We start from the raw sequence: 21444 nt of genomic DNA on the forward strand, positions 1-21444 counted from the left end.
ATATAATTAGGGCACAATGTGGATATTTTACTGTGAAACAGATATCAAGGAGGATATAAATAGATGTTTGCAAGGGATATTGGAATTGACCTCGGTACTGCAAATGTACTGATCCATGTAAAAGGAAAAGGAATTGTTCTGAATGAGCCTTCCGTTGTGGCACTTGATAAAAACAGCGGCAAAGTGCTGGCTGTCGGTGAAGAAGCCAGACGAATGGTTGGACGTACACCTGGGAATATTGTTGCGATCCGTCCGCTGAAAGACGGCGTAATCGCAGACTTCGAAGTAACAGAAGCCATGCTGAAACATTTCATTAATAAGCTGAATGTAAAAGGACTTTTCTCAAAACCGCGCATGCTGATCTGCTGCCCGACGAATATTACATCCGTTGAGCAAAAAGCGATTAAAGAAGCAGCTGAAAAAAGCGGCGGAAAGCATGTGTACCTTGAAGAAGAACCGAAAGTTGCCGCTATCGGCGCGGGTATGGAAATCTTCCAGCCGAGCGGTAACATGGTTGTTGACATCGGAGGCGGTACGACAGATATCGCAGTTATTTCTATGGGCGATATTGTCACCTCCTCTTCTATTAAGATGGCTGGGGACAAGTTTGACATGGAAATCTTAAATTATATCAAACGCGAGTATAAGCTGCTGATCGGTGAACGTACCGCTGAAGATATTAAGGTGAAGGTCGCAACGGTTTTCCCAGACGCACGTCATGAAGAAATCACCATCCGCGGCCGTGACATGGTTTCCGGTCTGCCGAGAACGATTACAGTAAACAGCAAAGAAGTAGAAGAAGCCCTTCGTGAATCAGTTGCCGTCATTGTGCAGGCCGCCAAGCAGGTTCTTGAAAGAACACCGCCTGAATTGTCCGCTGACATCATCGACCGCGGCGTTATCATTACCGGCGGGGGAGCGCTGTTAAACGGGCTTGACCAGCTTCTTGCCGAAGAGCTGAGGGTGCCTGTTCTTGTCGCTGAGAACCCGATGGATTGTGTTGCGGTCGGAACCGGCGTCATGCTGGATAACATGGACAAGCTTCCAAAACGCAAACTGAGCTGATGATAAAACCTCATTCTGAAAAAGAATGGGGTTTTTTTCTGCCAAACCCTTCACGAACGGGAATGTAAATCCGATAATAAGAAAAAATGCTGATTTTCATTATAGAACAAATGTTCCGGTGAGGCAACTGGAAATAATGCTATTTCAGAGGTGGAAGACTTGTTAAAAGGATTATATACCGCAACGTCCGCAATGATTACACAGCAGAGAAGAACGGAAATGCTGTCAAATAACATCGCAAACGCGAATACATCAGGGTACAAGGAGGATCAAGGTTCAATCCGCGCCTTTCCCGAGATGCTTCTGAGCCGAATAGAAGGCGATAAAAAAACGAAAATCGGCTCCGTCAACACAGGCGTATACATGCAGGAGCTGAAACCGTTGTTTACGCAGGGAAGCCTGAAAACGACCGATCAGCCGACGGATATCGCGCTGATGGAGAATCAGGTTCCCAAGAATGCCGAAACGAATGAAAACGCCGAGCTGTTTTATCCCGTGCAGACCGCGGGCGGCGTCCGCTATTCAAAAAGCAGCACTTTCTCATTAAATGAAAACAATCAGCTTACGATAAACGGAAACCTTGTGTTATCAACAAACGGACAGCCGATTACAGTCGACAATGAAAAATTCACCGTATCAGAAAACGGAACGGTCACGACAAACGGCCGGCCGGCGGGGCAGATTGATATCAGAATGGAAGAAGACGTGCGCAATCTGAAACGGGACGGCAATGACCTATACAGCACGGCCGACGGCTCTGAACTGCCGAGCGCGGCGGCGAATCCCCAAGTCTCGTATTCATTAAAGCAAGGCGTCTCGGAGCTTTCGAACGTGGACGTGACGAGCACGTATACAGAAATGACGGAAGCATACAGATCATTTGAAGCCAATCAGAAAGTCATTCAGGCTTACGATAAAAGCATGGATAAAGCCGCAAATGAAATCGGCAAAGTGTAACAAAATGGGGGACGTTCAATTATGATGCTCAGATCAATGCTGACGGCTTCAACAGCCTTAAATCAGCTTCAGCAGCAGATGGATACAGTCAGCAGCAACCTTTCAAACAGTGATACGACAGGCTATAAAGCGAGGGACTCCCGCTTTTCCGAGCTGATCAGACAGCAGTATGACCATATAGATGACAAAAAGGAAAATTCGCCGGACATGCGGAAAACGCCGCCCGGCCTGCGTCTCGGCGCCGGAACGGTCATGACTCCGCAGCTGGACTCAGGGCAGGGAAGCATCAAAAAAACCGACCGTGACCTTGATATCGCGTTCACATCACCTTATCAATATCTTCAGGCAGAAGCGGACGGACGGCGGGTGTATACAAGGGACGGCTCACTTTCCCTCAAGCCGGCCGGCGGAAATGACCGGCTGCTTCAGCTGATGACAGCGGGAGGCAATCCCATTCTCGATGAGAACGGTCAGCCCATACAAATTGACAGTTCGCTGAATCAGCTGAAAATCAGCAAAACCGGAACGCTGACTGCTTCAGACCAGGCGGGAACCCGTTCGCAGACGTTTAATCTCGGCATCGTCAATGTCAATAATCCTCAGGCGCTTCATGCGGAAGGGGATAATCTGTTTTCCGTAAACGGCGCGGGGGCTTCAGCGATTGAAGAGCTTACCGGCGCAAACCGGCAGGCAATCGGCATGGAGCAGGGCGCGCTTGAAAGTTCAAATGTCGATATGTCAAAAGAAATGACCGACTTAATCGTGTCTCAGCGTTCCTATCAGCTGAACAGCCGCACGATTACATTGGGAGACCAAATGCTGGGCTTAATCAACTCAGTCAGATAAAAGAAGGGGCGTTTTGATCAGCCGCGCATGATAAAAAATGCGGCTTTCTCAAAATCGCCCTTTTTTTTGTAGTAATCAGTAATATCCTGAAGCAGCACTTCCAAATCCACCCACGCTTCAATTTTCTGCAGCTCCAGCACAAGCTTCTGCAATCGGTCGTACGGGTCCTCCTGAGCGGTGTACAGTATGTTGAGCGCGGTCAGCTTCAATTTCATAATCTTGTTCTGCACTTTTTCAGATATGTATAAACCTTTCTGCAGCACGGTTTGTCCTTCGGCGGCAGATCCGGTTTTAAAAAGTGCTCTGACCGCTTCGTATACACAATGAAGGTAGGAAACGGGAGACTCTTTCTCGAAACGCTGATTGCCCAATACCTTTTTGTAAAAAGGGAGGGCCTCTTTATCTTTTTTCTGGGCGGTCTTTAAAAAACCAAAATTATAATAGGCGTGGCACAGCAGGTTATTGTCATTGATCCGGTCCGTTATCTTTATGGATTCATTAAAGAGCTGTTCTGCGTCTTCATAGCGTGCCTCGTCTATATAATTCACGGCGAGAAGCAGCCGGCAGCTGAGCGTTTTTTTGATGTAGCCGGCTTCATCTTGATAGATTTCCAGCGCTTTATTGACATATTGAATGGAGAGCGCAGGCGACTTCATCATGTAATATGCACCCGCTGTTTTATAATAAAATTCAGCGGCTTCGAAACGGTCCTGTATGGCCGGCAGGTACTGTTCAGCTTCTTTAAAGCGGCAGACAGCACGGTTCGGAGCGCCATTCACCATATGGAATAACCCTTTGAAAAAATAGAAATAATAAGTTAATTCATGATCCATCTCATCTTTGCGCCGCTTCAGCTCGCAGAACAGTTTATTCAGACCGTCTTTTTTCTCAAACAGCAGCTGAAACCGTGCGAAAAACAGCTGATATCTGAGTTTGAGCTTTGCATTCTTTTGTAATTTGGGGAGATGCTGATTGATTTGTTCGTGAAGGGAACGGGCTAGATCGAATTGGCGTTTTCCCATGGCGTCATACCACTCATTCAGCATCACCCGCGTACGTTTTTCAGTAAACTTAGCAATCATCTTCCAACCTCTTTGCATAGGGTAAAAATCTTTATTTATCATAACACATTAATGGACGAGGCTCATTGCCAGCTGGTTACAGTTTACAGCGCGGTTGAAAAAGAAATTGATTCATAATATACTTCCAAATGTACAGATTGGTTGCCACATATACCTTCTATACATACTATTGTCGATGAAGGAGATGTCAAGAGAATGCTTGATACTCAGCAAATTAAAGAAATTATTCCCCATCGCTATCCGTTTCTTCTGGTAGACAGAATTACGGAAGTCGAAGAAGGAAAACGGGCGGCGGGATATAAAAATGTGACGGCGAATGAAGATTTTTTCAACGGCCATTTTCCTGAATACCCTGTTATGCCGGGCGTATTAATCGTAGAGGCTTTGGCGCAGGTCGGAGCGGTTGCGATGCTGATTAAAGAAGAAAACCGGGGCAGACTTGCATTTTTTGCGGGGATTGATAACTGCCGTTTCAAAAAGCAGGTAAAACCGGGTGACAAGCTGGAGCTTGAGGTTGATATTACCCGCGCGCGCGGTACGATCGGACGCGGCAAAGGCGTTGCCAAAGTTGACGGCGAGCTCGTGTGTGAAGCTGAATTAACTTTTGCGCTCGGAGAATAAAAACAAACAAATGGGCTTATAAAAAAGCCCATTTTGTATAGAAAGGGGTGAATCTAATGTGGTCAGAATTTAAAAGCTTTGCGATGCGGGGCAATATCATGGATCTGGCAATCGGTGTCGTCATCGGCGGCGCTTTCGGCAAAATCGTGACGTCGCTCGTTGAAGACATCATCATGCCGCTTGTCGGCCTGCTTCTTGGCGGTCTTGACTTTTCAGGGCTGGCCGTGACATTCGGCGAGGCTCATATCAAGTACGGAAGCTTCATTCAAACGATTGTGAACTTCTTCATTATTTCATTTTCTATTTTTATCGTGATCCGCACAATAGGCAAGCTGAGACGTAAAAAAGAAGCAGAAGAAGAGGCTGAAGAAGCCGAGGAAACAGATCAGCAGACAGAACTGCTGACTGAAATCAGAGATCTGCTGAAACAGCGGGCTCCTCACAATGACTAAGGCACAAAAAAAGGCTGGATGATTAACGTCCGGCCTTTTTCATGATTATAATTTTTGTTTAAACGCTTCAATCAGCCGGCTGCCCGAGTAGCCTTCTTTCACGAGCGACTCCAGAATGCTTTCTGATCCGGGGTGGTTTCTTGACACCATTTGACCGTAAATTAAAACTTGTATACTTCTTTCCAGCTCGACGATATTTTTGATGCTTCCCGTCAGCTGGGCGGGACGGTTGCTTTTTTTCGTAATCGTTACAAACACCTTCGCTTCTTTCTGGCTTTTCATCAGCATGTCAAAAAAAGAAAAGTGTTCGGCCGGGACCAGTGCTTCAATTAACCAGTGATTTTCTCCGTCCTCTTTGTTAATAATCAATCCGTCTAAAAGGGGAAACTGCTCAATCGGCTGATCGTCTTTATCTAAACGTTCCACATTCAGATCAACCAGTTTAAAGGTTTTCATCTCTTATTTTCACCCCTGTTGTCCATGTTTTTCGTTCATTTATTATAACACATATCATTTTTCCCGGGAAAATGCTGTAAGACATGCTTCATCATTTTTGTAGGCGGTCAACATTTAATCATTTCTATTTTTTCATTATAATGTAAAAGAATATGGTCATGGAGAGATGCTTATGAATCAATTGCGCCTGAAGGAAATCTATATAGAAGACGGTTCAAGGCGAAAAGACGATCATTCCTACTTGGTATGCAAAAAGGAAGATTGTGAGGTGCATCTTAACAGAAGGGGAAATGTCGTCTTTTTATATGAAACAAAAGACCGCATGGAACAGTATAAAATTCAGCTTTCACTGACTGATAAAAAGCTGAGTTTTTACTGGTTCGCATGGGACGGCGGAAAGTTTGTCCGCATGTTTGAGAAAGACTGGCTCAAAACGAAACTTTTCTCGCGGCTGCTCAAAAATACATATTACATAAGCGGTCAAAAACAAAAGTTTTTTTTATCAGAAAGAAAAACGAAAACATAAGAGCAGCCTAAACGGATAACGGCTTTTTCCGCTTTTTGCTTTCACGAGCCCTTGTACTACAATGAAGCCAGCCTCGAAAAAGAGAGGAGGATACGGCTTGTTTAACCACGTTATGCTTGTCGGCCGGCTGACGAAAGATCCGGAGCTCCGTTTTACATCAGCGGGCATTCCCGTCGCGCATATTACGCTGGCGGTAAACCGCAATTTTAAAAGCGCGTCGGGTGAAACCGGAACCGACTTCGTCAACTGCACCATCTGGAGAAAAAACGCTGAAAACACGGCATTGTACTGCCAAAAAGGGTCAATGGTCGGTGTAAGCGGCAGAATCCAGACGAGAAGCTATGAAAAGACAGACGGCGTAAAAGTTTATGTGACCGAGGTCATGGCTGATACCGTTCGGTTTATGGATCAAAAACGGAAAGAGCCGCTGGCTGAATAGCATGCTTTTTTCCTCGATTTCCCGCCTTTTTCAGCGGGCCCCGCAATACCTCCTTCCCATTTGCCAGTCGAAAGACTGGTTTTTTTGTGCGGGAGCTAAAAAATGGTTAAAAAGAAGTGATTTCGCTTATGAATACTTAAAAACATTGAATATATCGGGATAAAAACTTATAATTACTTACAGATAAGTGACGAAAAAGGGAATGAGGACGTGTATCAAGAAGAAAGACTGATTGCGATAATGGAATATTTGAAACAGCATCGGCGGATCACCGCTGAACAGATATGTTCGCTGCTTCATATTTCAAGAGATACCGCAAGAAGGGACCTTGTAAAGCTGAAAGAGCGCGGGGCCATTATCAGAACACGGGGCGGCGCGATTCTGCCGTCGGTGAATCAGGAAGTTCCGGGCTATTCGGGCCGGCTGAAAACCGTTTCTGAAGAGAAAAACAAAATCGGCAAGCTGGCAGCATCCCTGATCCATAAAGGAGACCGGATCATTCTGGACACCTCGACAACCGTGCAGGCCTGCGCGGAGCATTTAAATGTCACCGGCTGCACTGTTATTACAAATTCGATCAATCAGGCCGATATCCTTTCCGCAAAAGAGGGAATTGATATTCACCTGCTCGGCGGAAAGCTCCAGAAGGAACACCGGTTTTTATACGGGGCTTCCGTCGTAGAAAAACTGGGGGATTATCACGCCGATAAGGTGCTGATCGGCGTTGTCGGCATCTCGGAAAACGGTCTGACGATACCTCACGAAGAAGACGGCATGGTAAAGCGTAAAATGATCCGACAGGCGGAACAGGTGATTGCGCTGAGCGATCACTCCAAGCTTGGCCGTACGAGTTTTTATCAGTATGCAGACCTGCACGAGGTTGACCTGCTGATTACCGATCGGCTGCCTGATCAGGATTTTTGCGATCTGCTCGACCGGCACGGCGTAGAATTGCTTGTAACTGAATCTGAAGAAGAGGATGAGGACATGTGAAACTGATTGCCATAGATCTGGACGGCACACTGCTGAACAGCAGTCATCAAGTAAGCGATGAAAATGAGCGGGCTTTAAGGGAAGCCCGGCAAGCGGGAATTGAAATCGTGGTTTCCACGGGACGCGCGCATTTTGACGTGCACTCCATATTCGAACCGCTCGGCATAAAAACGTGGGTCATCAGCGCAAACGGAGCCGCCATTCATGCTCCTGACGGCAGCCTGTACCACTGTGATGCGATTGAAGAAACAAGAGCCCGAGGGATTTTGTCCTGGCTTGAAGAGAATCAATATTACTATGAGGTGTTTACAAACAAAGCCATCTATACGCCTGAAACCGGCAGGCAGCTGCTCGATATCGAAATGGACCGGGTGAAAAGCGCCAATCCGGAAACCGATCTTTCCGTTTTGGAACAGGCGGCTTCAGTGCAATACAGCCAGTCCGGCTTTGCTTACATTCATTCATACCGTGAGCTCTTTGAGAAAGAAGAGCATCTGGATTTTTATAATATTCTCGGATTTTCGTTTGATGAGCGGAAGCTGAAAGCGGGCTGGGACCGATTCAGCGGTCAGAAAGATCTCACCCTTGTCAGCTCTGCCGACCACAACTTCGAACTGGCGTCTCGAAACGCCTCTAAAGGGCAGGCGCTCAAACGGCTGGCGCAAAAGCTCGGCATTCCGATGGCTGAAACCGCCGCGGTCGGTGACAGCTTAAATGACTATTCAATGCTTCAGGCGGCCGGAAAAGGCATAGCGATGGGGAATGCGAGAGAAGATATTAAGGAGATCGCTGATGCCGTTACATTGACAAATGATCAAAACGGCGTTGCGCATATGATCAGGAATTTACTGTGAAAGGTATGGCGATACTGTTCATGACTGGCGTGACGCATTCATGGCAAATGCGGCGTAACAGTAAGGACGACATAAAAGACCGGCTCTTCTGAGAGAGCCGGCCTTTTTGCGTTTAATGTGATTGCGCCGATGCGCTGAGGGTGAATAATTCTTCAAGCTCAGCGGATGACAGCTCGGTAATCCAATTTTCACTTTGGATAATCTGATCGTTCAGCGTTTGTTTCGTTTCGAGCATGGCATCAATTTTTTCTTCAATCGTTCCCGTCGTAATGAGTTTGTGAACATGGACGAACCGTTCCTGGCCGATTCGGTAGGCGCGGTCGGTCGCCTGGTTTTCCACCGCCGGATTCCACCATCTGTCATAGTGAATGACATGATTGGCAGCCGTCAGGTTCAGGCCGGTTCCGCCCGCTTTCAGTGACAAAATCAGCGTCGGGTATTCTTTCTTCTGGAACCGTTCGACGAGAGAATCGCGTTCCTGCTTGGATAGGCTTCCGTTTAAAAACTGAACCGGTTCTCCGAATGCTTTTTCCAGGAGGCGCTTCATCATGTTGCCCATCTGAATGTATTGGGTGAAAATGAGGCAGCTTTCCCCCTGTCCGCGGATCGCCGCCATTAAATCAAGCAGCTTTTCCAGTTTGACGGATCTCCCGTTTAACAGCTCTGTCTGTTCTTCCTTCAAATAGAGCGCAGGATGACCGCATATTTGCTTCAAGCGGCCGAGCATGCTCAGAATCAGCGCTTTCCGCTGCATCCCGGTCAGAGAAGCCATATGTTCAAATGTATCTTTGACAAGCTGTTCATAAAGGGATGCCTGTTCGGCTGAGAGCGGGATAAACTCTTTTTGTTCCAGCTTGTCAGGAAGATTAAGCGCCACTTCTTCATCCCGTTTTGTCCGGCGCAGTAAAAACGGCCGGATTAACTGCTGAAGCTGGTTGATTCTTTTTTCGTCACGGTCTTTTTCAATCGGCAGCACATAGCGTTTATGAAAGCCGGTCAGACTGCCGAGATAGCCTTTGTTCATAAAATCAAAGATCGACCAAAGCTCTGTCAGGCGGTTTTCCATCGGTGTTCCGCTCAGCGCGATATGATGGACGCCTTTCAGCTTTCTGATCGCGCGGGACTGCTTCGTATGCGCGTTTTTAATATTTTGCGCTTCATCAAGGCAGATGGTGCTCCATGTCACGGAAGAAAGCTCTTCCTGATCGGCGTGCGAGAGGCCGTAAGAAGTAAGAACGACGTCCGCGTCCTGATAGGCCGGGACAAATGCTTCCCCCTTCGGCCGGCGGGGGCCGTAATGAAGCACGGCCTTCAGCTGCGGCGCGAAGGTCTGGAGCTCACGCTGCCAGTTGCCGAGCACCGATGTCGGCGCAATGATTAAGGCAGGCGCTTTTTGCCGGCCGCTTTCCTTGACATGGAGAAAATAAGCGATCATCTGAATCGTCTTTCCAAGTCCCATGTCATCTGCGAGACAGGCGCCGAAGCCGTTTTCCCGTAAAAACAGAAGCCAGTTCATGCCGTACATCTGATAAGGGCGGAGCTGGCCCTGAAACGCGGCGCTGACTTCATGTTCCGGCAGATCCCGGGCTTCCGTCAGTTTGCGGATCAGGCTTCTGAGATGCTTTGATAATTCGATCTTGATCCCGGCAAATGCCGATGAGTCAATGATGTCCGTGTCCTCGGCTCCGTTTTCCCCGTGATCCATCAGTTCGCGCGCCAGCACGTCGGACATGTGGAGGCCCTCAGATTCCGCTTTTTCCATCAGTTTTTTCATCTGTTTAATAAATTGCGGATCAATTTTCACCCATTGGCCGCGGATATTGACGAGACGTCTGTTGTTTGCGACAAGCTCATTGAATTCATCCTCTGTCAGCTCAATTCCGTTTGTGGCGAATCTCCAGTTGAAATCAAGCAGAGCGTTCATGCCGACGAAGGACTCGCCCCGCGGGGAGGATGACACTTTCGCCTTGAGCATCATATTGCTGTCCCGGACAATCTGCCACCATGATGGGAGAAGAATCTCCACACCCATATCGACAAGCGTCTCACTCGCTTCCGATAAGAAGATCCAAGCCTCTTCTTCAGAAATCAGCGTCGTTCCTGAATCAAACGAAAGCCAGGGAACCGTTCTGCGGAAGCGGTCCTGTTCGCGCGCGATTTTTCCGCTGTATGCCTGCCACGCTTTTTTCAGTCCCTTCAGTCCGTCAAAAAAGGTGATGGAGCCGGTTTTTTTCTCACGTAAAAACATTTCGATTTTCCAGTCGTCACCGTCGAAATCAGGCTCGTTTAATCGAAGCCCGACGGTAAACGGCGTCAGATCGTCATGCCAGCCGATTCCCTCGAGAAAATCATCTTCATCCAAAAAGGAGCCTTTAAACGTATGAACGGCCGGTGAGCGGGTTTCGATCCGCCGCCATTTTTCCAGCAGGTCATCATTGTACTGAATGTAGTCCTGGACCGCGGCTGAGAACCAGTCTGCCGTAAAGCCTTCCAGCAAAAGCTCGCGGTCTTTGAAACGCAGGACGCCATTTTGCCAAGCCTCATAGTCCGGAAGAAAATCGCCGTCGGCAATAAATTCGTATATCGTCGAAGCCGCTTCGATTAATGGTTCCGTTTCCTTTGTCAGCTGCACGGTGCTGAATGAATTGAACGAGTTTTTTCCGAGCAGCTCGACGGTCATCCACGGGCTGAGCAGAACGGCCGGAGTGCCTATGAAGCTGACGTCTTCAAGAAACGTTCCGTAAAAGGTGGACTCATGCCATTGGAACAAATGAGTCTTCATCTGACTGAGAGTAAGCGGCTGCTCCTTCTCATCATGGCTTGACAGCGTAAATGTCCAATCTTCCATTTGTTCTACATGAATGAAAATTTCCTTAAGACTCGCCATCAATCAACTTTCCTTTCTGCAATTCTTCTTGAAGGGCGCGCAGCCTCTTGTAACTTGCGCTCAGCCGGCTGATATACCGTTCCCATACCTGCTGTTTTTTTGCCTTTTTATAAAGCGTCCGCAGTTTTTTCAGATGGCGTGCAGCCTCTTTATAGGCGCTGCGGTTTTTTTGATCGATAAAAAAGGCCGCCGCCCGGTGATAGGAGGGGATGAGCGCTTCCGGATCACTGGCGGCAATTTCCTTCAGGATGTCCTTTTCGATTTCCCAGACGGAAAAACCGACGAGGCTGTGAATCTCCACCCACTCCGCGTACCGCCGTTTTTCGTACAGGTACTGGCTGTATTCGGTAAAGGTATAGGGAAGGCAGCCGGAAGCAAACCGTTCAAACAGCTGATCATCCCGTGAGTGCCGCGCATAATCCGCCAATAGCGCAAACAGCTCTCCGATGATGTCGCGCATTTCTTTAAACGGCTTATCAAGCTTCGTATAGTTGACGGCAAGCGGTTCGATCCGGCCATACCATGCTTTCAGCCGTTTCCAGTCTTTTTTCGCGGTGAGTTCACCGAGCCATTGAAAGGTATACGGCAGCGCTTCAGGAGGGAAGCGGGACATATCTTGGAAGACCGCTTCATCATCTTTTTGCAAAAAGGCCAGATGAAGCCGTCCGAACCGCACTTCCGGTGAAAAACGGCGCCCGCTTTCCTGTGCGAGAATCTCCTGTTCGCGCGCGACCCATTTCGGCCGGTTCAAAAGGGCGCTCCACATTTCACCGAATACCCGGAGGCGTTCGTATTGAAAAAGCTCTTCTTTCACAAGCAGTCTGCGGAGCACCGGGGGCGTCCGGTCTAAAAAAGGATCGAGTGAAAAAGACAAGGCGTACGTTTTCAGTCTGTCAATGGAGGAATAAATCGTATCCATCAGCTGTTCCACGTATGGATTGATGCTGTAATAATCTTTTTCGGCATCCAATCTGCCTGACTCAATCAAAGTGAACATGTGAAGCCAGACGGCAAGCGCCGAATGAATCTGATATAAGCTTTTAAGCTCGGGTTTTTTCGGGGCGTGTTTTTTGAGCGCTGACAGATAGCCGTAATAAAGGCCCTGCATCGTCTGGCTTCCGGCCGGCGTCCGCGCCTCCCACAGCGAGAATTCCGAATCAAAAAAAGCGAGCCAGCTTGACAGCGACTCTTCATTCGGCAGCACTTTTTCCTGAAACTGCCGGCGGACAAGCTCCCTGCTTTCCTCAAGCTTTTCTCTTTCCAGCCAATGTTCGGTAAAGGTACCGACCCGCTCGAATTGGGCATATACGTAAAGAAAAACGGCCAGTACGTGGCGGCAGATCGCCTCAGACGGGCATGCGCAGCCGCTTTTCACCATGAAAAATAAGTTCAGCGTGACCCTTACAGGCACAACATCCTGCACATATGCGGAAATCTCTGTCGGGGTTTGAACCTGTATACGATAGACGGAATCCTGCCGATATAAAATGAGTGCTTTCTTCATCAGCTGAACATTGTCTTCATTGTAAGGAAGAAGTTCTTTAAGCTGTTCAGCCGCTGCGAGCACATCTTCTTTAGCAATCATATCCTGAAGCATGATTATCGCTCCTAACGAGTCACAAAATAAAAAGATTCCAATTCCTCTATTATATCGCAACACATGGCCCGGAAAAAGTTTTTCCTAAAAAAGGACATAAAAACCCGAATGTGTCGAATGATGTATTAGAGATTGCAAAACAGCACCCGACAGCATATAATAATCTTGTTTTCAATTTAATGGAAGCCGAAAGGAAACGAATGATGAAGAAAACGAAGTTAGATCAAGAGGAGTTTCTGAAGATTTTAATGCATGCGCACGACATTGGTGAGCAGTCCTCTGAGATGACCACAAAAGAAATGCTTGAGAATTTGATTTCTTATATTAAAAATGGATATGCAACATAAAATCCCGCAGGCTCTTGGCCGCGGGATTTTTTAATCTTCCTGTAACACCAGTATTTAAAGCGCTTACAAAAATAAAACAGATTGAAGTGATTGTCTATTTTTGTCGAATTTTGTCATTTGAAAAGGTTAGAAATGACAGTTTAAAGCTGTATAATCGTAATTGGAAAAGATCATTGGAGGGAATGGGAATACGCGGAAAGTGATATGGAGGTTATATGGGAGAATCTACAAGCATAAAGGAAATATTCGCAATACTGAGAAAGCGTCTGCTGTTTATACTTATTATTACCGCGGCGGCATCTGCCGCAGGCGGACTCATCAGTTTCTTCGCTCTTACGCCGGTCTATGAAAACTCAACTCAAATTTTGGTCAGCCAATCCAAAAACAATCAAAAAGAAGTCCAATTCAATGACGTTCAAACCAACCTCCAATTAATCAACACGTATAATGTCATCATCAAAAGCCCGGTCATTCTCGACGAAGTGATTAAACAGCTGCATCTGTCCATGACTTCGAAAGAGCTGGAATCGAAAATCACGGTGTCCAGCGAGCAGGATTCACAAGTCGTGACGATTGCCGTGCGGGATACGGATGCTAAGCGGGCGGCCGTTATGGCAAATGCGGTTGCAGCCGTTTTTCAGGACAAGATCACCGCCATCATGAACGTGGATAATGTCAGCATCCTTTCAAAGGCCGAAGCGGCGGACAGCCAGTCACCGGCAGAGCCTAACCGTAAGCTGAACATCGCGATTGCGTTTGCCGCCGGACTTTTGGGCGGAATCGGTCTCGCCTTTTTGCTGGAACATCTGGATAATACGATCAAATCGGAAGAACAGCTGGAATCGCTGCTCGGCATCCCGATCCTGGGAACGGTTACTTCAATCAGTACAAAAGACAGCGTTGCCAAAAACTTGAGGATGGCGGAAACCAAACAAGCGGGGGGCGGACATGTTGACGCGTAAAAAAGACAAACTCGGAAAACGAAGTGTGATTGCGATGTCTGAGCCGAAATCCATCAACTCAGAACAATATCGCACGATCCGCACAAACATTGAATTTTCTTCCGTTGATACGGAGGTGAAGTCCCTTTTGATTACATCCGCCGGCCCGGAAGAAGGAAAATCGACAACCGCGGCCAACCTTGCCGTCGTATTTGCACAGCAGGGGAAAAAAGTGCTTTTAATTGATGCGGATCTGCGCAAACCGACGGTTCATTTCACCTTCAAATTGGACAACGGAACCGGATTAACGTCACTGCTGTTAAAACAGATGCCGTTTCAGAAAGCCGTCCTGCCGGCTGATGAAGCAAACCTGGATATTTTAACGAGCGGGCCGATCCCGCCCAATCCGGCGGAGCTTTTATCGACGGGCGCCATGAAAGATCTTCTGTCAGAAGCCGGCGCAGTTTATGATAAGGTGATTTTGGATACGCCTCCCGTTTTGGCCGTAGCCGATACGAAAATATTAGGCAGCTACACTGACGGGGCCATTATGGTGATCTCAAGCGGGAAAACGGACAAGGAAAAAGCGGCCAAGGCGAAAGAAGCGCTCGATTACTGCCCGTGCAAGCTCCTTGGGGCCGTGATGAACGGGAAGAAACAAACGAAACACTCGGACTACGCCTATTACGGACAATAATGTCATAATGGGCGCGGTCCATTCTTTTTAAGGAGGGATTGAAATATGATAGATATCCATTGTCACATCCTTCCTTCCATAGACGACGGCGCGGCGGATGATACAGAAAGTCTGAAGATGGCGAGAGAAGCGGTCAGACAGGGGATTGATACGATCATCGCGACGCCGCATCATGTGAAATACCGCTATGACACGGACCGGCATACGGTCAACGAAGCGGTCAGCCTGTTAAACAAACGTTTGAACAAGGAAGGCATTCCGCTGACTGTTCTGCCCGGCCAGGAAATCAGAACAGACGGAGATCTGCTGACAGGTCTTCAAAGCGGCTCGCTTGTCCCGCTCCATAATACAAAGTATGTGCTGGCGGAATTTCCGGCGGATCATGTCCCGTCCTACGCTGAAAGGCTGTTTTATGAACTGCAGCTGAACGGATATGTCCCCGTCATCGCCCATCCGGAGCGGAACAGGGAAATTCGCGAAAACCCTTCCGTCCTTTACAATCTTGTGAAGAAAGGGGCGGCCGCCCAAGTGACGGCCGGCTGCATTGCCGGAGTATTCGGGCGGAAAGCGAAATCCTTTTCGCTGCAGCTGATTGAAGCGAATTTGATCCACTTTCTCGCATCCGACGCCCATAATCTCGGACCGAGAAATTTTTATTATCAGGAGGCGCTCGGCGTTCTGAAAAAAGAAGCAGGGGCTGAGCTGATTTACATGCTCACGGAAAATGCGGCGCTTCTCGCTGAAAACAAAGCCGTTTATAAGGAACCTCCGCTGCCTGTGGCCCGCCGTAAGCGCTGGGGTCTTTTTTAATCGTCGTCTCCATCCCGTTTAAATGAAGCGTAAGCGGCTGTTTTGCAAGATGATTCTTTTATGCTTATGCTATTATCAGCGGCCGGCGCCGTTTTTTCCTATCATGCCCTCAGGCTTCCGGCATTCCGCCGGCGCCGGGATCATATGATAATAACGGTAAGCTGCCCAGCAGCAATTTCTAAACGGTTGGGGGAACACGATGAAAATAACAGTGATCGGAACAGGCTACGTCGGTCTTGTGACAGGAGTGTCTCTTTCAGAAATCGGCCATGACGTAACATGCATAGATATTGATGAACATAAGGTTGAGCAGATGAGAAAGGGGTTGTCCCCTATCTTTGAACCGGGCCTTGAAGATATGATGAAACGAAATATCGGCCGGCATCGGCTGGCATTTGAAACGAGCTACGAAAAAGGGCTTGCGGAAGCGGACGTTATTTTTATAGCGGTCGGAACGCCGCAAAAAGAAGACGGGCACGCAAACCTTACTTATATTGAAAATGTCGCCGAACGGATTGCCGAACATATTTCTAAAGATGCGATCGTTGTGACAAAAAGCACGGTTCCCGTGGGAACGAATGACAGGATCAGAGAAGTTATTCATTCAAGGCTGAAAGCGGACGTGAACATTTCAATCGCCTCGAATCCGGAATTTCTCCGTGAAGGTTCGGCGATTCACGATACCTTTCACGGCGACCGCATCGTGATCGGGGCTGAAGACCGGCAGACGCGGGAAACGCTTGACCGGGTTTTCGCGCCGCTTGCGATTCCGGTATATCATACGGACATCAGAAGCGCTGAGATGATCAAATATGCGTCAAACGCATTTTTAGCGGCAAAAATCAGTTTTATTAATGAAATTTCTCATATATGTGAAAAAGTCGGTGCGGATGTGGAATCAGTCGCACACGGAATGGGATTGGATAAACGGATAGGCAATCAATTCTTAAGAGCCGGCATCGGTTACGGCGGTTCCTGCTTTCCGAAGGATACAAACGCCCTCGTGCAGATCGCGGGACATGTGGAGCATGATTTTGAATTGCTGAAGTCCGTCATTAAAGTCAACAATAACCAGCAGTCCATGCTGGTTGATAAAGTGCTGAACAGGCTCGGCGGTGTGACGGGGAAGACCATCGCGTTATTAGGGCTGTCTTTTAAGCCGAATACAGATGATATGCGGGATGCGCCGTCCATTGTCATTGCGGATCGTCTGGCGGCTCTTGACGCCCGGATGACAGCGTACGATCCGATCGCTTCATTCCGGGCTTCCGGGCTGCTTCCGGCTGAAGTTTCCTATCGGGAGTCCATAGAAGAAGCCGTCAGGGGAGCGGATGCCGTACTGATTCTGACAGATTGGGAACAAATTAAACACTTCCCGCTTGAAGCGTACAAAGAGCTGATGGAAACCCCGGTTATTTTCGACGGGAGAAACTGCCACTCGCTTGAGGAAGCGGAACAGGCGGGCGTGGAATATATCTCAATCGGAAGAAGAGCCGTCGTGCCTCAGACTGATTCTGTCACTTGAAAGGCCGGCGGACTGCGCCGGCCTTTTATCATACAATCATTAGAGACGAAGGGGATATTTATCGTGGAAAAAACATGGAAATTGCCGAAGCAAATGGAATCATCCCGCGGTCTGCTGGAAACGTCAGCACGGCCCTTTATCAAACTGCACGTCAAAAAAGCTGAAACGGGTCGGTATGACAGTAAAATGGCCGGAGACCCCTATTTTCCGAAACATGAACCATATCCTGAAGATGAAAGCAGCAGGCCGATGAAGCTTCTCGCTCAAATCAATTTTGCGGATATGCCCGGACTTCCTGATTTTCCGGACACCGGCATTCTTCAGTTTTACATATCGGTCAGTGATGACGTATACGGTTTGAATTTTGACGACGGGTGCGCGCAAACGGGTTTCTGCGTCAAATATTTTGAACATGTGACAGCAGAAGAAGCGGAGCTCATGGATGATTTTTCTTTCGTTCAGGTTGAAGAGGAGTACGATTTTCCGATTCAATCCGAAGCGCTGATCACCCCTGAGCTGTCTGCTGAATGGGTGCTCCCGTCTGATTTTCAATTCGGGCGGTATGCCGGGATGGATGCCTTTGACTATTTCGAGCAGTTTGACGATGAGGTGTATGACGAATATACGGCGAACGCATTCGGCCATAAAATCGGCGGCTATGCGTCCTTTACCCAGGAAGATCCGCGGTCTTACTCCCATCAAAACCATACGATTCTGCTTTTGCAAATTGATTCAGATGATGACATTGATTCGATGTGGGGAGATGTGGGAATCGCCAATTTCTTTATCAGACCGGAAGATTTGAAGAAAAAAGATTTCTCAAACGTTTTGTACAACTGGGACTGCAGTTAACGACAGTATGATGATCATGATACAAGGCAAAGGAGACGGTTCATCACTGTCTCCTTTTTTAGGGAATTTATCATGGATACATAGAGGAGATCAATGAATGGATATGCCGTTTATGTGAGTCTTTTGGCGTTAATGATGAGCATCTCGGCTGCTGAAAATAAGTCATTTAACCTATTTAAGCTGCTTTCTGTCTATTTTAAAATATAATATATGGAAATATAGTATGGAAAAGTCTGTGCTTTTTGTACGACTTTTTGCGTAAGACGAGGTGAAAAAGATGAGCCATTCAAGCACATTAAGCCATATTAACAGCACAATCAGCCATAAACTGGGCGAGGTTGAACACCAAATTGATAAATTAAAAGAAGCGAAAAGAGAGATAGAATCTCTGCAGGAAGAGGGCGTGTCTGAAATCAGGGACATCCTCAGGCCGCACCTGGACCATCATTGGACCGGCACTTTTGCTGAAGAATTTGATGACCGGCGCGATCAGGCCCATACAGAAGCATACAGAATCGTTACAGACAAATACGACGGTTATATTTACCGAATCGGCTTAAAGATGACACAGCTTGAAATTGAAAAAGGAGGGCTCCTTGCCGCCAGAAGCATCGCGAGAGAGGCAGAGCACCTGCTGACGCTGGGAGAAGAAGCCCTTGACACGGTCGGAGAAAAAATACAATCAATCAAAAGAAGCTGGAGTTGGTTTTAATGGCAGAAATAAAACTCAAATACGGAGCCGTCATGAAGCAGCTTGAATCCGTCAGCAGCGCTTTGGAGGCTGTTTCGATCGGGAACGCCGGTTCAAACGGAAAAAACAAGCTCGACTATACCTCCAAGTACCAATCCCGCGAGGCAAAGCTTGTATCGATGATCAGCGAATACAAGCAGGCCGTTCATAAGAATATCGCGGACGTTAAAGACAACGTAGATTCTTTGAAAGAACAGGACGAGGCGATCGCCGTAAAATAACGAAAGAAAGGACTTGCCGATGAGCAAAGTGTTTGAATCACAATCGTTAACGGACGAAGCAGATAAGAGAAAGAAACAATACGAAGCCCTTGAAGAGCAGCTGCGTGCGCTCAAACAAGCCTTTCAAGGTGTGGCCGATCTGGGTGATGCTTTGAAAGGGAAAGGCGCAGACAATATAAAAGATTTTTTTCAGGGACAAGCGGAAATCGCCGACAGCTGGCTGACGCTTGTCTCTGCTCAAATTGCGTTTTTAAATGGCATTTCAGGTGACATTAAAGATCAAGAACTCAGCGATACATATGTGGAGACTTCATTTTTGGAGCATGAGCTGCCCAACGCGGATTTGAAAGCTTCAGAGATTGTCTCCGCTCATAAAGCAGAAATCGATTCAATTTTGTCAGGCATCAGCGATATTATTCATCTCGACACATATACGCTGGATGATTACGCTGATAAAATGGGCGATGCCCAGAAAACCAGACGCGACACGATCACGGCAGTCGATACGCTTGATGAATCCCTGACCGCTGAATATCAAAACTTAGAATCTCTGGACAACGCAGTGCTCAGCAAATATTCCGTTCTCATGCAGGCCACCAGCAACGGGAAAAGCGCATCCCCTATGTACTATGACAAAAAAGCCTTCCACAGCAATGAAATCTACAAAAGCGTCATGGCGACAGAAAAACAGGGAACGGACTATATTGACGCAAAAGCCCAGCAGGCCGAAGCAAGACGGCTTCAGGAAAAGGCTGAAGAAGAAGCCAATAAACCATGGTACGAAAAAACATGGGACGGCATCTGCAACTTTACCGGCGAAGTCACCGGCTATTATGATTATAAAAGAGCAGCCGAAGGTGTTGATCCGGTGACCGGCGAAAAACTCTCCACCGCAGAACGCGTCACAGCAGGAGCGATGGCCGCCGCCGGATTCATACCGGTCGTCGGCTGGGCGGGCCGCGCTTTCAAAGGCGGAAAAGCCATTTACAAAACCGGAAAAACCGTCATTGCCGCAGAACATGCTTTAGATGCCTATAAAACCGGAAAATCCTTAGACATTCTCAAAATGACAGAAATGGGCGCATACGGTCTTGTCGCCTCAAACGGATTCACAGAAGCCGTCACAGGCAGAGATATGTTCGGAAACAAAGTGTCTGAGGAGAAGCGGAAGCAAGGGGCGCTGGAAGTTGCGCTGAGTTTGGTTGGAGCCGGCGCACTGGCGAAGCATGTAAACAAAGGCATACCGCTTGCAAAATCGCCACAAGCAACAAAAGTTGAAAAAGGGAAAAAGATTCTAGACCAAGTAAAAGAATTCAAAGTACCGACGAATGTAAAAATTCGTGTCCACAAGGCTGTCACACCGGATGGCGCAACTTTCCCAATCATTCATGCTGATGTAAAAACGACTGCTGTGAAAGATCTTGGGATTGTGAAGGTGGCTGGTAGTGGTGGCGGGAATAGTAAGAAACTTTTCGGTCAATATGGAACTAAAATTGCAAGTAAGACAACATGGCAAAATGGGAAGACAGAAAGAATAGACATTGAAAACCCAAATCCAGGGCAAAGAGAAGGTCAAATTCACTATCACGAGCCAAGTAATAAAAAATGGTATTTTGATGTGGAAACAAAAAAGTTTTATGACCAAAAAACAGGTGAAGATGCACCTAGCAAAATTCAAAAAGTACTTAAAGACAAGAGTGTTCAGAAAGCTATAAATAAGGGATTGAAATTTTTAGGTGAGGATCCTGTATTTTAGTATAGGAGTGAAGATTATATATGGAATATACAAATAAAAATATGAAAAGACTAAAAGAACGACTTGAAGATCTGAGCAATGCAAATAAAGTTGACCTATCTAATTTAAAGGATATTATTTCACCTAATATAGTTAAAGTAGACGATTGCTATATTCTAGATCTAGAGTATGAGTTAACTGATAAGACAACGATAAATTGGAATAGAATTTTGAAAATGTACGGGGATAAAACGGGGTATGAAGCATCGTGTAATGAGCTCCGCATAAACGATTATTTAGACTACAGTGATTTGTCTGATGAAGAGATTTCACTTTATGCGTTTCAGATAGTAGACGGTTGGGAACAACATTTAAAAGAAAAATTTCCTGAGCATAAATTTGTTGTGATTATAAGTATTGATGAAGGTTTTGCGACACTTAGATTTTATAAATATAGAGAAGAGGAAAGCAGTTGGCTAAAGGCCGACATTGAAGAGTACGGAAACGAAGCTATCCTTGTAAAAGAAATTAACTTTGATAATAAAATTTAAGTAAAAAAGCAGGTAGTTATATTGTACCTGCTTTTTTAGTTTTTACCTTTTGAAAGCAAAAAACATTACAAATGATCAAGCTTTTACAGGATTAATGGTAAAACTAATTCAAAACTGTTGATTTATAGAGAAAAAAATTAAAGTTTAAGTTTTGTGAAAAGTGAAATAAAATGATTCGAAAATATAAAGGAGAGAATTGTAATGTCGCAAGAACAGAAGTTAATTATATTGAATGAAAT

At 46.9% G+C, this 21444-nt stretch carries 23 protein-coding genes; 19 read left to right on the plus strand and 4 right to left on the minus strand.

Annotated features, from left to right (window positions below; genetic code table 11):
• The first annotated feature begins 63 nt into the window (after positions 1–63).
• From mbl to OQ477_RS13465, 3 genes are all read left to right on the plus strand, one after another.
• Positions 64–1065, plus strand: a complete 1002-nt coding sequence (mbl, locus tag OQ477_RS13455; RefSeq protein WP_003151237.1) for a cell shape-determining protein Mbl — start codon at positions 64–66, stop codon at positions 1063–1065.
• Positions 1066–1224: 159 nt separating this feature from the next.
• Entirely contained in the window at positions 1225–2022 is a 798-nt protein-coding gene (locus OQ477_RS13460) for a flagellar hook-basal body protein (protein ID WP_007614310.1), read from the plus strand.
• A 24-nt stretch (positions 2023–2046) separates the two neighbouring features.
• A complete protein-coding gene (locus tag OQ477_RS13465) occupies positions 2047–2868 on the plus strand; it encodes a flagellar hook-basal body protein (RefSeq protein ID WP_061862598.1) in 822 nt (273 codons plus the stop codon).
• A 17-nt stretch (positions 2869–2885) separates the two neighbouring features.
• Here OQ477_RS13465 and OQ477_RS13470 read toward each other — a convergent pair whose 3' ends face one another.
• The gene (locus OQ477_RS13470) at positions 2886–3950 is read right to left on the minus strand and encodes a tetratricopeptide repeat protein (RefSeq protein ID WP_017418759.1); all 1065 of its coding nucleotides are present in this window, start codon (positions 3948–3950) and stop codon (positions 2886–2888) included.
• 195 nt (positions 3951–4145) lie between these two features.
• Between OQ477_RS13470 and fabZ the strand changes: the two genes are divergently transcribed.
• Together fabZ and mscL are read left to right on the plus strand one after the other, a co-directional pair.
• Entirely contained in the window at positions 4146–4571 is a 426-nt protein-coding gene (fabZ, locus tag OQ477_RS13475) for a 3-hydroxyacyl-ACP dehydratase FabZ (RefSeq protein ID WP_003151242.1), read from the plus strand.
• Between the two features lie 56 nt (positions 4572–4627).
• Positions 4628–5023: a large conductance mechanosensitive channel protein MscL gene (gene mscL / locus OQ477_RS13480; protein WP_014419073.1), complete on the plus strand. Its 396-nt coding sequence runs from the start codon at positions 4628–4630 to the stop codon at positions 5021–5023.
• Between the two features lie 45 nt (positions 5024–5068).
• Here mscL and OQ477_RS13485 read toward each other — a convergent pair whose 3' ends face one another.
• Entirely contained in the window at positions 5069–5479 is a 411-nt protein-coding gene (locus OQ477_RS13485; RefSeq protein ID WP_007407558.1) for a YwpF-like family protein, read from the minus strand.
• Positions 5480–5651: 172 nt separating this feature from the next.
• Here OQ477_RS13485 and OQ477_RS13490 point away from each other — a divergent pair, with 172 nt between their 5' ends.
• The 4 genes from OQ477_RS13490 to OQ477_RS13505 all read left to right on the plus strand — a co-directional run bounded on the left by OQ477_RS13490 (position 5652) and on the right by OQ477_RS13505 (position 8291).
• Entirely contained in the window at positions 5652–6005 is a 354-nt protein-coding gene (locus tag OQ477_RS13490) for a hypothetical protein (protein ID WP_003151247.1), read from the plus strand.
• A 97-nt stretch (positions 6006–6102) separates the two neighbouring features.
• Positions 6103–6444 (plus strand): single-stranded DNA-binding protein, encoded by a 342-nt coding sequence (locus tag OQ477_RS13495; RefSeq protein ID WP_003151249.1) that lies wholly within the window; start codon positions 6103–6105, stop codon positions 6442–6444.
• Positions 6445–6654: 210 nt separating this feature from the next.
• A complete protein-coding gene (locus OQ477_RS13500) occupies positions 6655–7437 on the plus strand; it encodes a DeoR/GlpR family DNA-binding transcription regulator (protein ID WP_003151250.1) in 783 nt (260 codons plus the stop codon).
• Positions 7434–8291, plus strand: a complete 858-nt coding sequence (locus OQ477_RS13505) for a Cof-type HAD-IIB family hydrolase (protein ID WP_014419072.1) — start codon at positions 7434–7436, stop codon at positions 8289–8291. The genes OQ477_RS13500 and OQ477_RS13505 overlap by 4 nt, the downstream gene beginning before the upstream one ends.
• Before the next feature lie 112 nt (positions 8292–8403).
• Here the strand turns inward: OQ477_RS13505 and OQ477_RS13510 are convergent, their stop codons facing one another.
• Positions 8404–11178: a DEAD/DEAH box helicase gene (locus tag OQ477_RS13510; RefSeq protein ID WP_265972756.1), complete on the minus strand. Its 2775-nt coding sequence runs from the start codon at positions 11176–11178 to the stop codon at positions 8404–8406.
• The gene (locus tag OQ477_RS13515; protein ID WP_015418391.1) at positions 11165–12775 is read right to left on the minus strand and encodes an SWIM zinc finger family protein; all 1611 of its coding nucleotides are present in this window, start codon (positions 12773–12775) and stop codon (positions 11165–11167) included. Before OQ477_RS13515 ends, OQ477_RS13510 begins: the two co-directional genes overlap by 14 nt.
• 203 nt (positions 12776–12978) lie before the next feature.
• Between OQ477_RS13515 and OQ477_RS13520 the strand changes: the two genes are divergently transcribed.
• The 10 genes from OQ477_RS13520 (at position 12979) to OQ477_RS13565 (ending at position 21205) form a co-directional block, all read left to right on the plus strand.
• Positions 12979–13122, plus strand: coding sequence for a hypothetical protein (locus OQ477_RS13520; RefSeq protein ID WP_003151259.1), 144 nt, complete (start codon positions 12979–12981; stop codon positions 13120–13122).
• 215 nt (positions 13123–13337) lie between these two features.
• On the plus strand, positions 13338–14084 hold the full coding sequence (locus tag OQ477_RS13525; protein ID WP_007407552.1) for a YveK family protein: 747 nt from the start codon (positions 13338–13340) through the stop codon (positions 14082–14084).
• The gene (locus OQ477_RS13530; protein WP_021494829.1) at positions 14071–14760 is read left to right on the plus strand and encodes a CpsD/CapB family tyrosine-protein kinase; all 690 of its coding nucleotides are present in this window, start codon (positions 14071–14073) and stop codon (positions 14758–14760) included. The genes OQ477_RS13525 and OQ477_RS13530 overlap by 14 nt, the downstream gene beginning before the upstream one ends.
• A gap of 45 nt (positions 14761–14805) precedes the next feature.
• Complete coding sequence (locus OQ477_RS13535) at positions 14806–15570, plus strand: tyrosine-protein phosphatase (RefSeq protein WP_115941127.1); 765 nt, start codon at positions 14806–14808, stop codon at positions 15568–15570.
• Positions 15571–15769: 199 nt separating this feature from the next.
• Positions 15770–17095, plus strand: a complete 1326-nt coding sequence (locus OQ477_RS13540) for a UDP-glucose dehydrogenase family protein (RefSeq protein ID WP_095270921.1) — start codon at positions 15770–15772, stop codon at positions 17093–17095.
• A 63-nt stretch (positions 17096–17158) separates the two neighbouring features.
• A complete protein-coding gene (locus OQ477_RS13545) occupies positions 17159–17947 on the plus strand; it encodes a YwqG family protein (protein WP_127010453.1) in 789 nt (262 codons plus the stop codon).
• A gap of 277 nt (positions 17948–18224) precedes the next feature.
• Complete coding sequence (locus OQ477_RS13550; protein WP_007407544.1) at positions 18225–18659, plus strand: DUF5082 family protein; 435 nt, start codon at positions 18225–18227, stop codon at positions 18657–18659.
• Positions 18659–18919, plus strand: coding sequence for a YwqI/YxiC family protein (locus tag OQ477_RS13555; protein WP_007614257.1), 261 nt, complete (start codon positions 18659–18661; stop codon positions 18917–18919). The genes OQ477_RS13550 and OQ477_RS13555 overlap by 1 nt, the downstream gene beginning before the upstream one ends.
• A 19-nt stretch (positions 18920–18938) precedes the next feature.
• On the plus strand, positions 18939–20675 hold the full coding sequence (locus tag OQ477_RS13560; RefSeq protein ID WP_265972760.1) for a ribonuclease YeeF family protein: 1737 nt from the start codon (positions 18939–18941) through the stop codon (positions 20673–20675).
• A gap of 20 nt (positions 20676–20695) precedes the next feature.
• Entirely contained in the window at positions 20696–21205 is a 510-nt protein-coding gene (locus OQ477_RS13565) for a hypothetical protein (RefSeq protein WP_032876023.1), read from the plus strand.
• Positions 21206–21444: the final 239 nt, after the last annotated feature.

This window comes from Bacillus sp. ChL18, assembly GCF_026241425.1.
GTDB lineage: Bacteria > Bacillota > Bacilli > Bacillales > Bacillaceae > Bacillus > Bacillus velezensis.

Bases quoted from the DNA above. Each gene is read 5' to 3' on its own strand.
- OQ477_RS13535 (WP_115941127.1), top strand. From the start codon at position 14,806: ATGATAGATATCCATTGTCACATCCTTCCTTCCATAGACGACGGCGCG.
- OQ477_RS13465 (WP_061862598.1), top strand. From the start codon at position 2,047: ATGCTCAGATCAATGCTGACGGCTTCAACAGCCTTAAATCAGCTTCAG.
- OQ477_RS13540 (WP_095270921.1), top strand. From the start codon at position 15,770: ATGAAAATAACAGTGATCGGAACAGGCTACGTCGGTCTTGTGACAGGA.
- OQ477_RS13555 (WP_007614257.1), top strand. From the start codon at position 18,659: ATGGCAGAAATAAAACTCAAATACGGAGCCGTCATGAAGCAGCTTGAA.
- OQ477_RS13520 (WP_003151259.1), top strand. From the start codon at position 12,979: ATGAAGAAAACGAAGTTAGATCAAGAGGAGTTTCTGAAGATTTTAATG.
- OQ477_RS13485 (WP_007407558.1), bottom strand. From the start codon at position 5,479: ATGAAAACCTTTAAACTGGTTGATCTGAATGTGGAACGTTTAGATAAA.
- OQ477_RS13560 (WP_265972760.1), top strand. From the start codon at position 18,939: ATGAGCAAAGTGTTTGAATCACAATCGTTAACGGACGAAGCAGATAAG.
- OQ477_RS13550 (WP_007407544.1), top strand. From the start codon at position 18,225: ATGAGCCATTCAAGCACATTAAGCCATATTAACAGCACAATCAGCCAT.
- mscL (WP_014419073.1), top strand. From the start codon at position 4,628: ATGTGGTCAGAATTTAAAAGCTTTGCGATGCGGGGCAATATCATGGAT.
- mbl (WP_003151237.1), top strand. From the start codon at position 64: ATGTTTGCAAGGGATATTGGAATTGACCTCGGTACTGCAAATGTACTG.
- OQ477_RS13515 (WP_015418391.1), bottom strand. From the start codon at position 12,775: ATGCTTCAGGATATGATTGCTAAAGAAGATGTGCTCGCAGCGGCTGAA.
- OQ477_RS13565 (WP_032876023.1), top strand. From the start codon at position 20,696: ATGGAATATACAAATAAAAATATGAAAAGACTAAAAGAACGACTTGAA.
- OQ477_RS13530 (WP_021494829.1), top strand. From the start codon at position 14,071: ATGTTGACGCGTAAAAAAGACAAACTCGGAAAACGAAGTGTGATTGCG.
- fabZ (WP_003151242.1), top strand. From the start codon at position 4,146: ATGCTTGATACTCAGCAAATTAAAGAAATTATTCCCCATCGCTATCCG.
- OQ477_RS13525 (WP_007407552.1), top strand. From the start codon at position 13,338: ATGGGAGAATCTACAAGCATAAAGGAAATATTCGCAATACTGAGAAAG.
- OQ477_RS13470 (WP_017418759.1), bottom strand. From the start codon at position 3,950: ATGATTGCTAAGTTTACTGAAAAACGTACGCGGGTGATGCTGAATGAG.
- OQ477_RS13510 (WP_265972756.1), bottom strand. From the start codon at position 11,178: ATGGCGAGTCTTAAGGAAATTTTCATTCATGTAGAACAAATGGAAGAT.
- OQ477_RS13490 (WP_003151247.1), top strand. From the start codon at position 5,652: ATGAATCAATTGCGCCTGAAGGAAATCTATATAGAAGACGGTTCAAGG.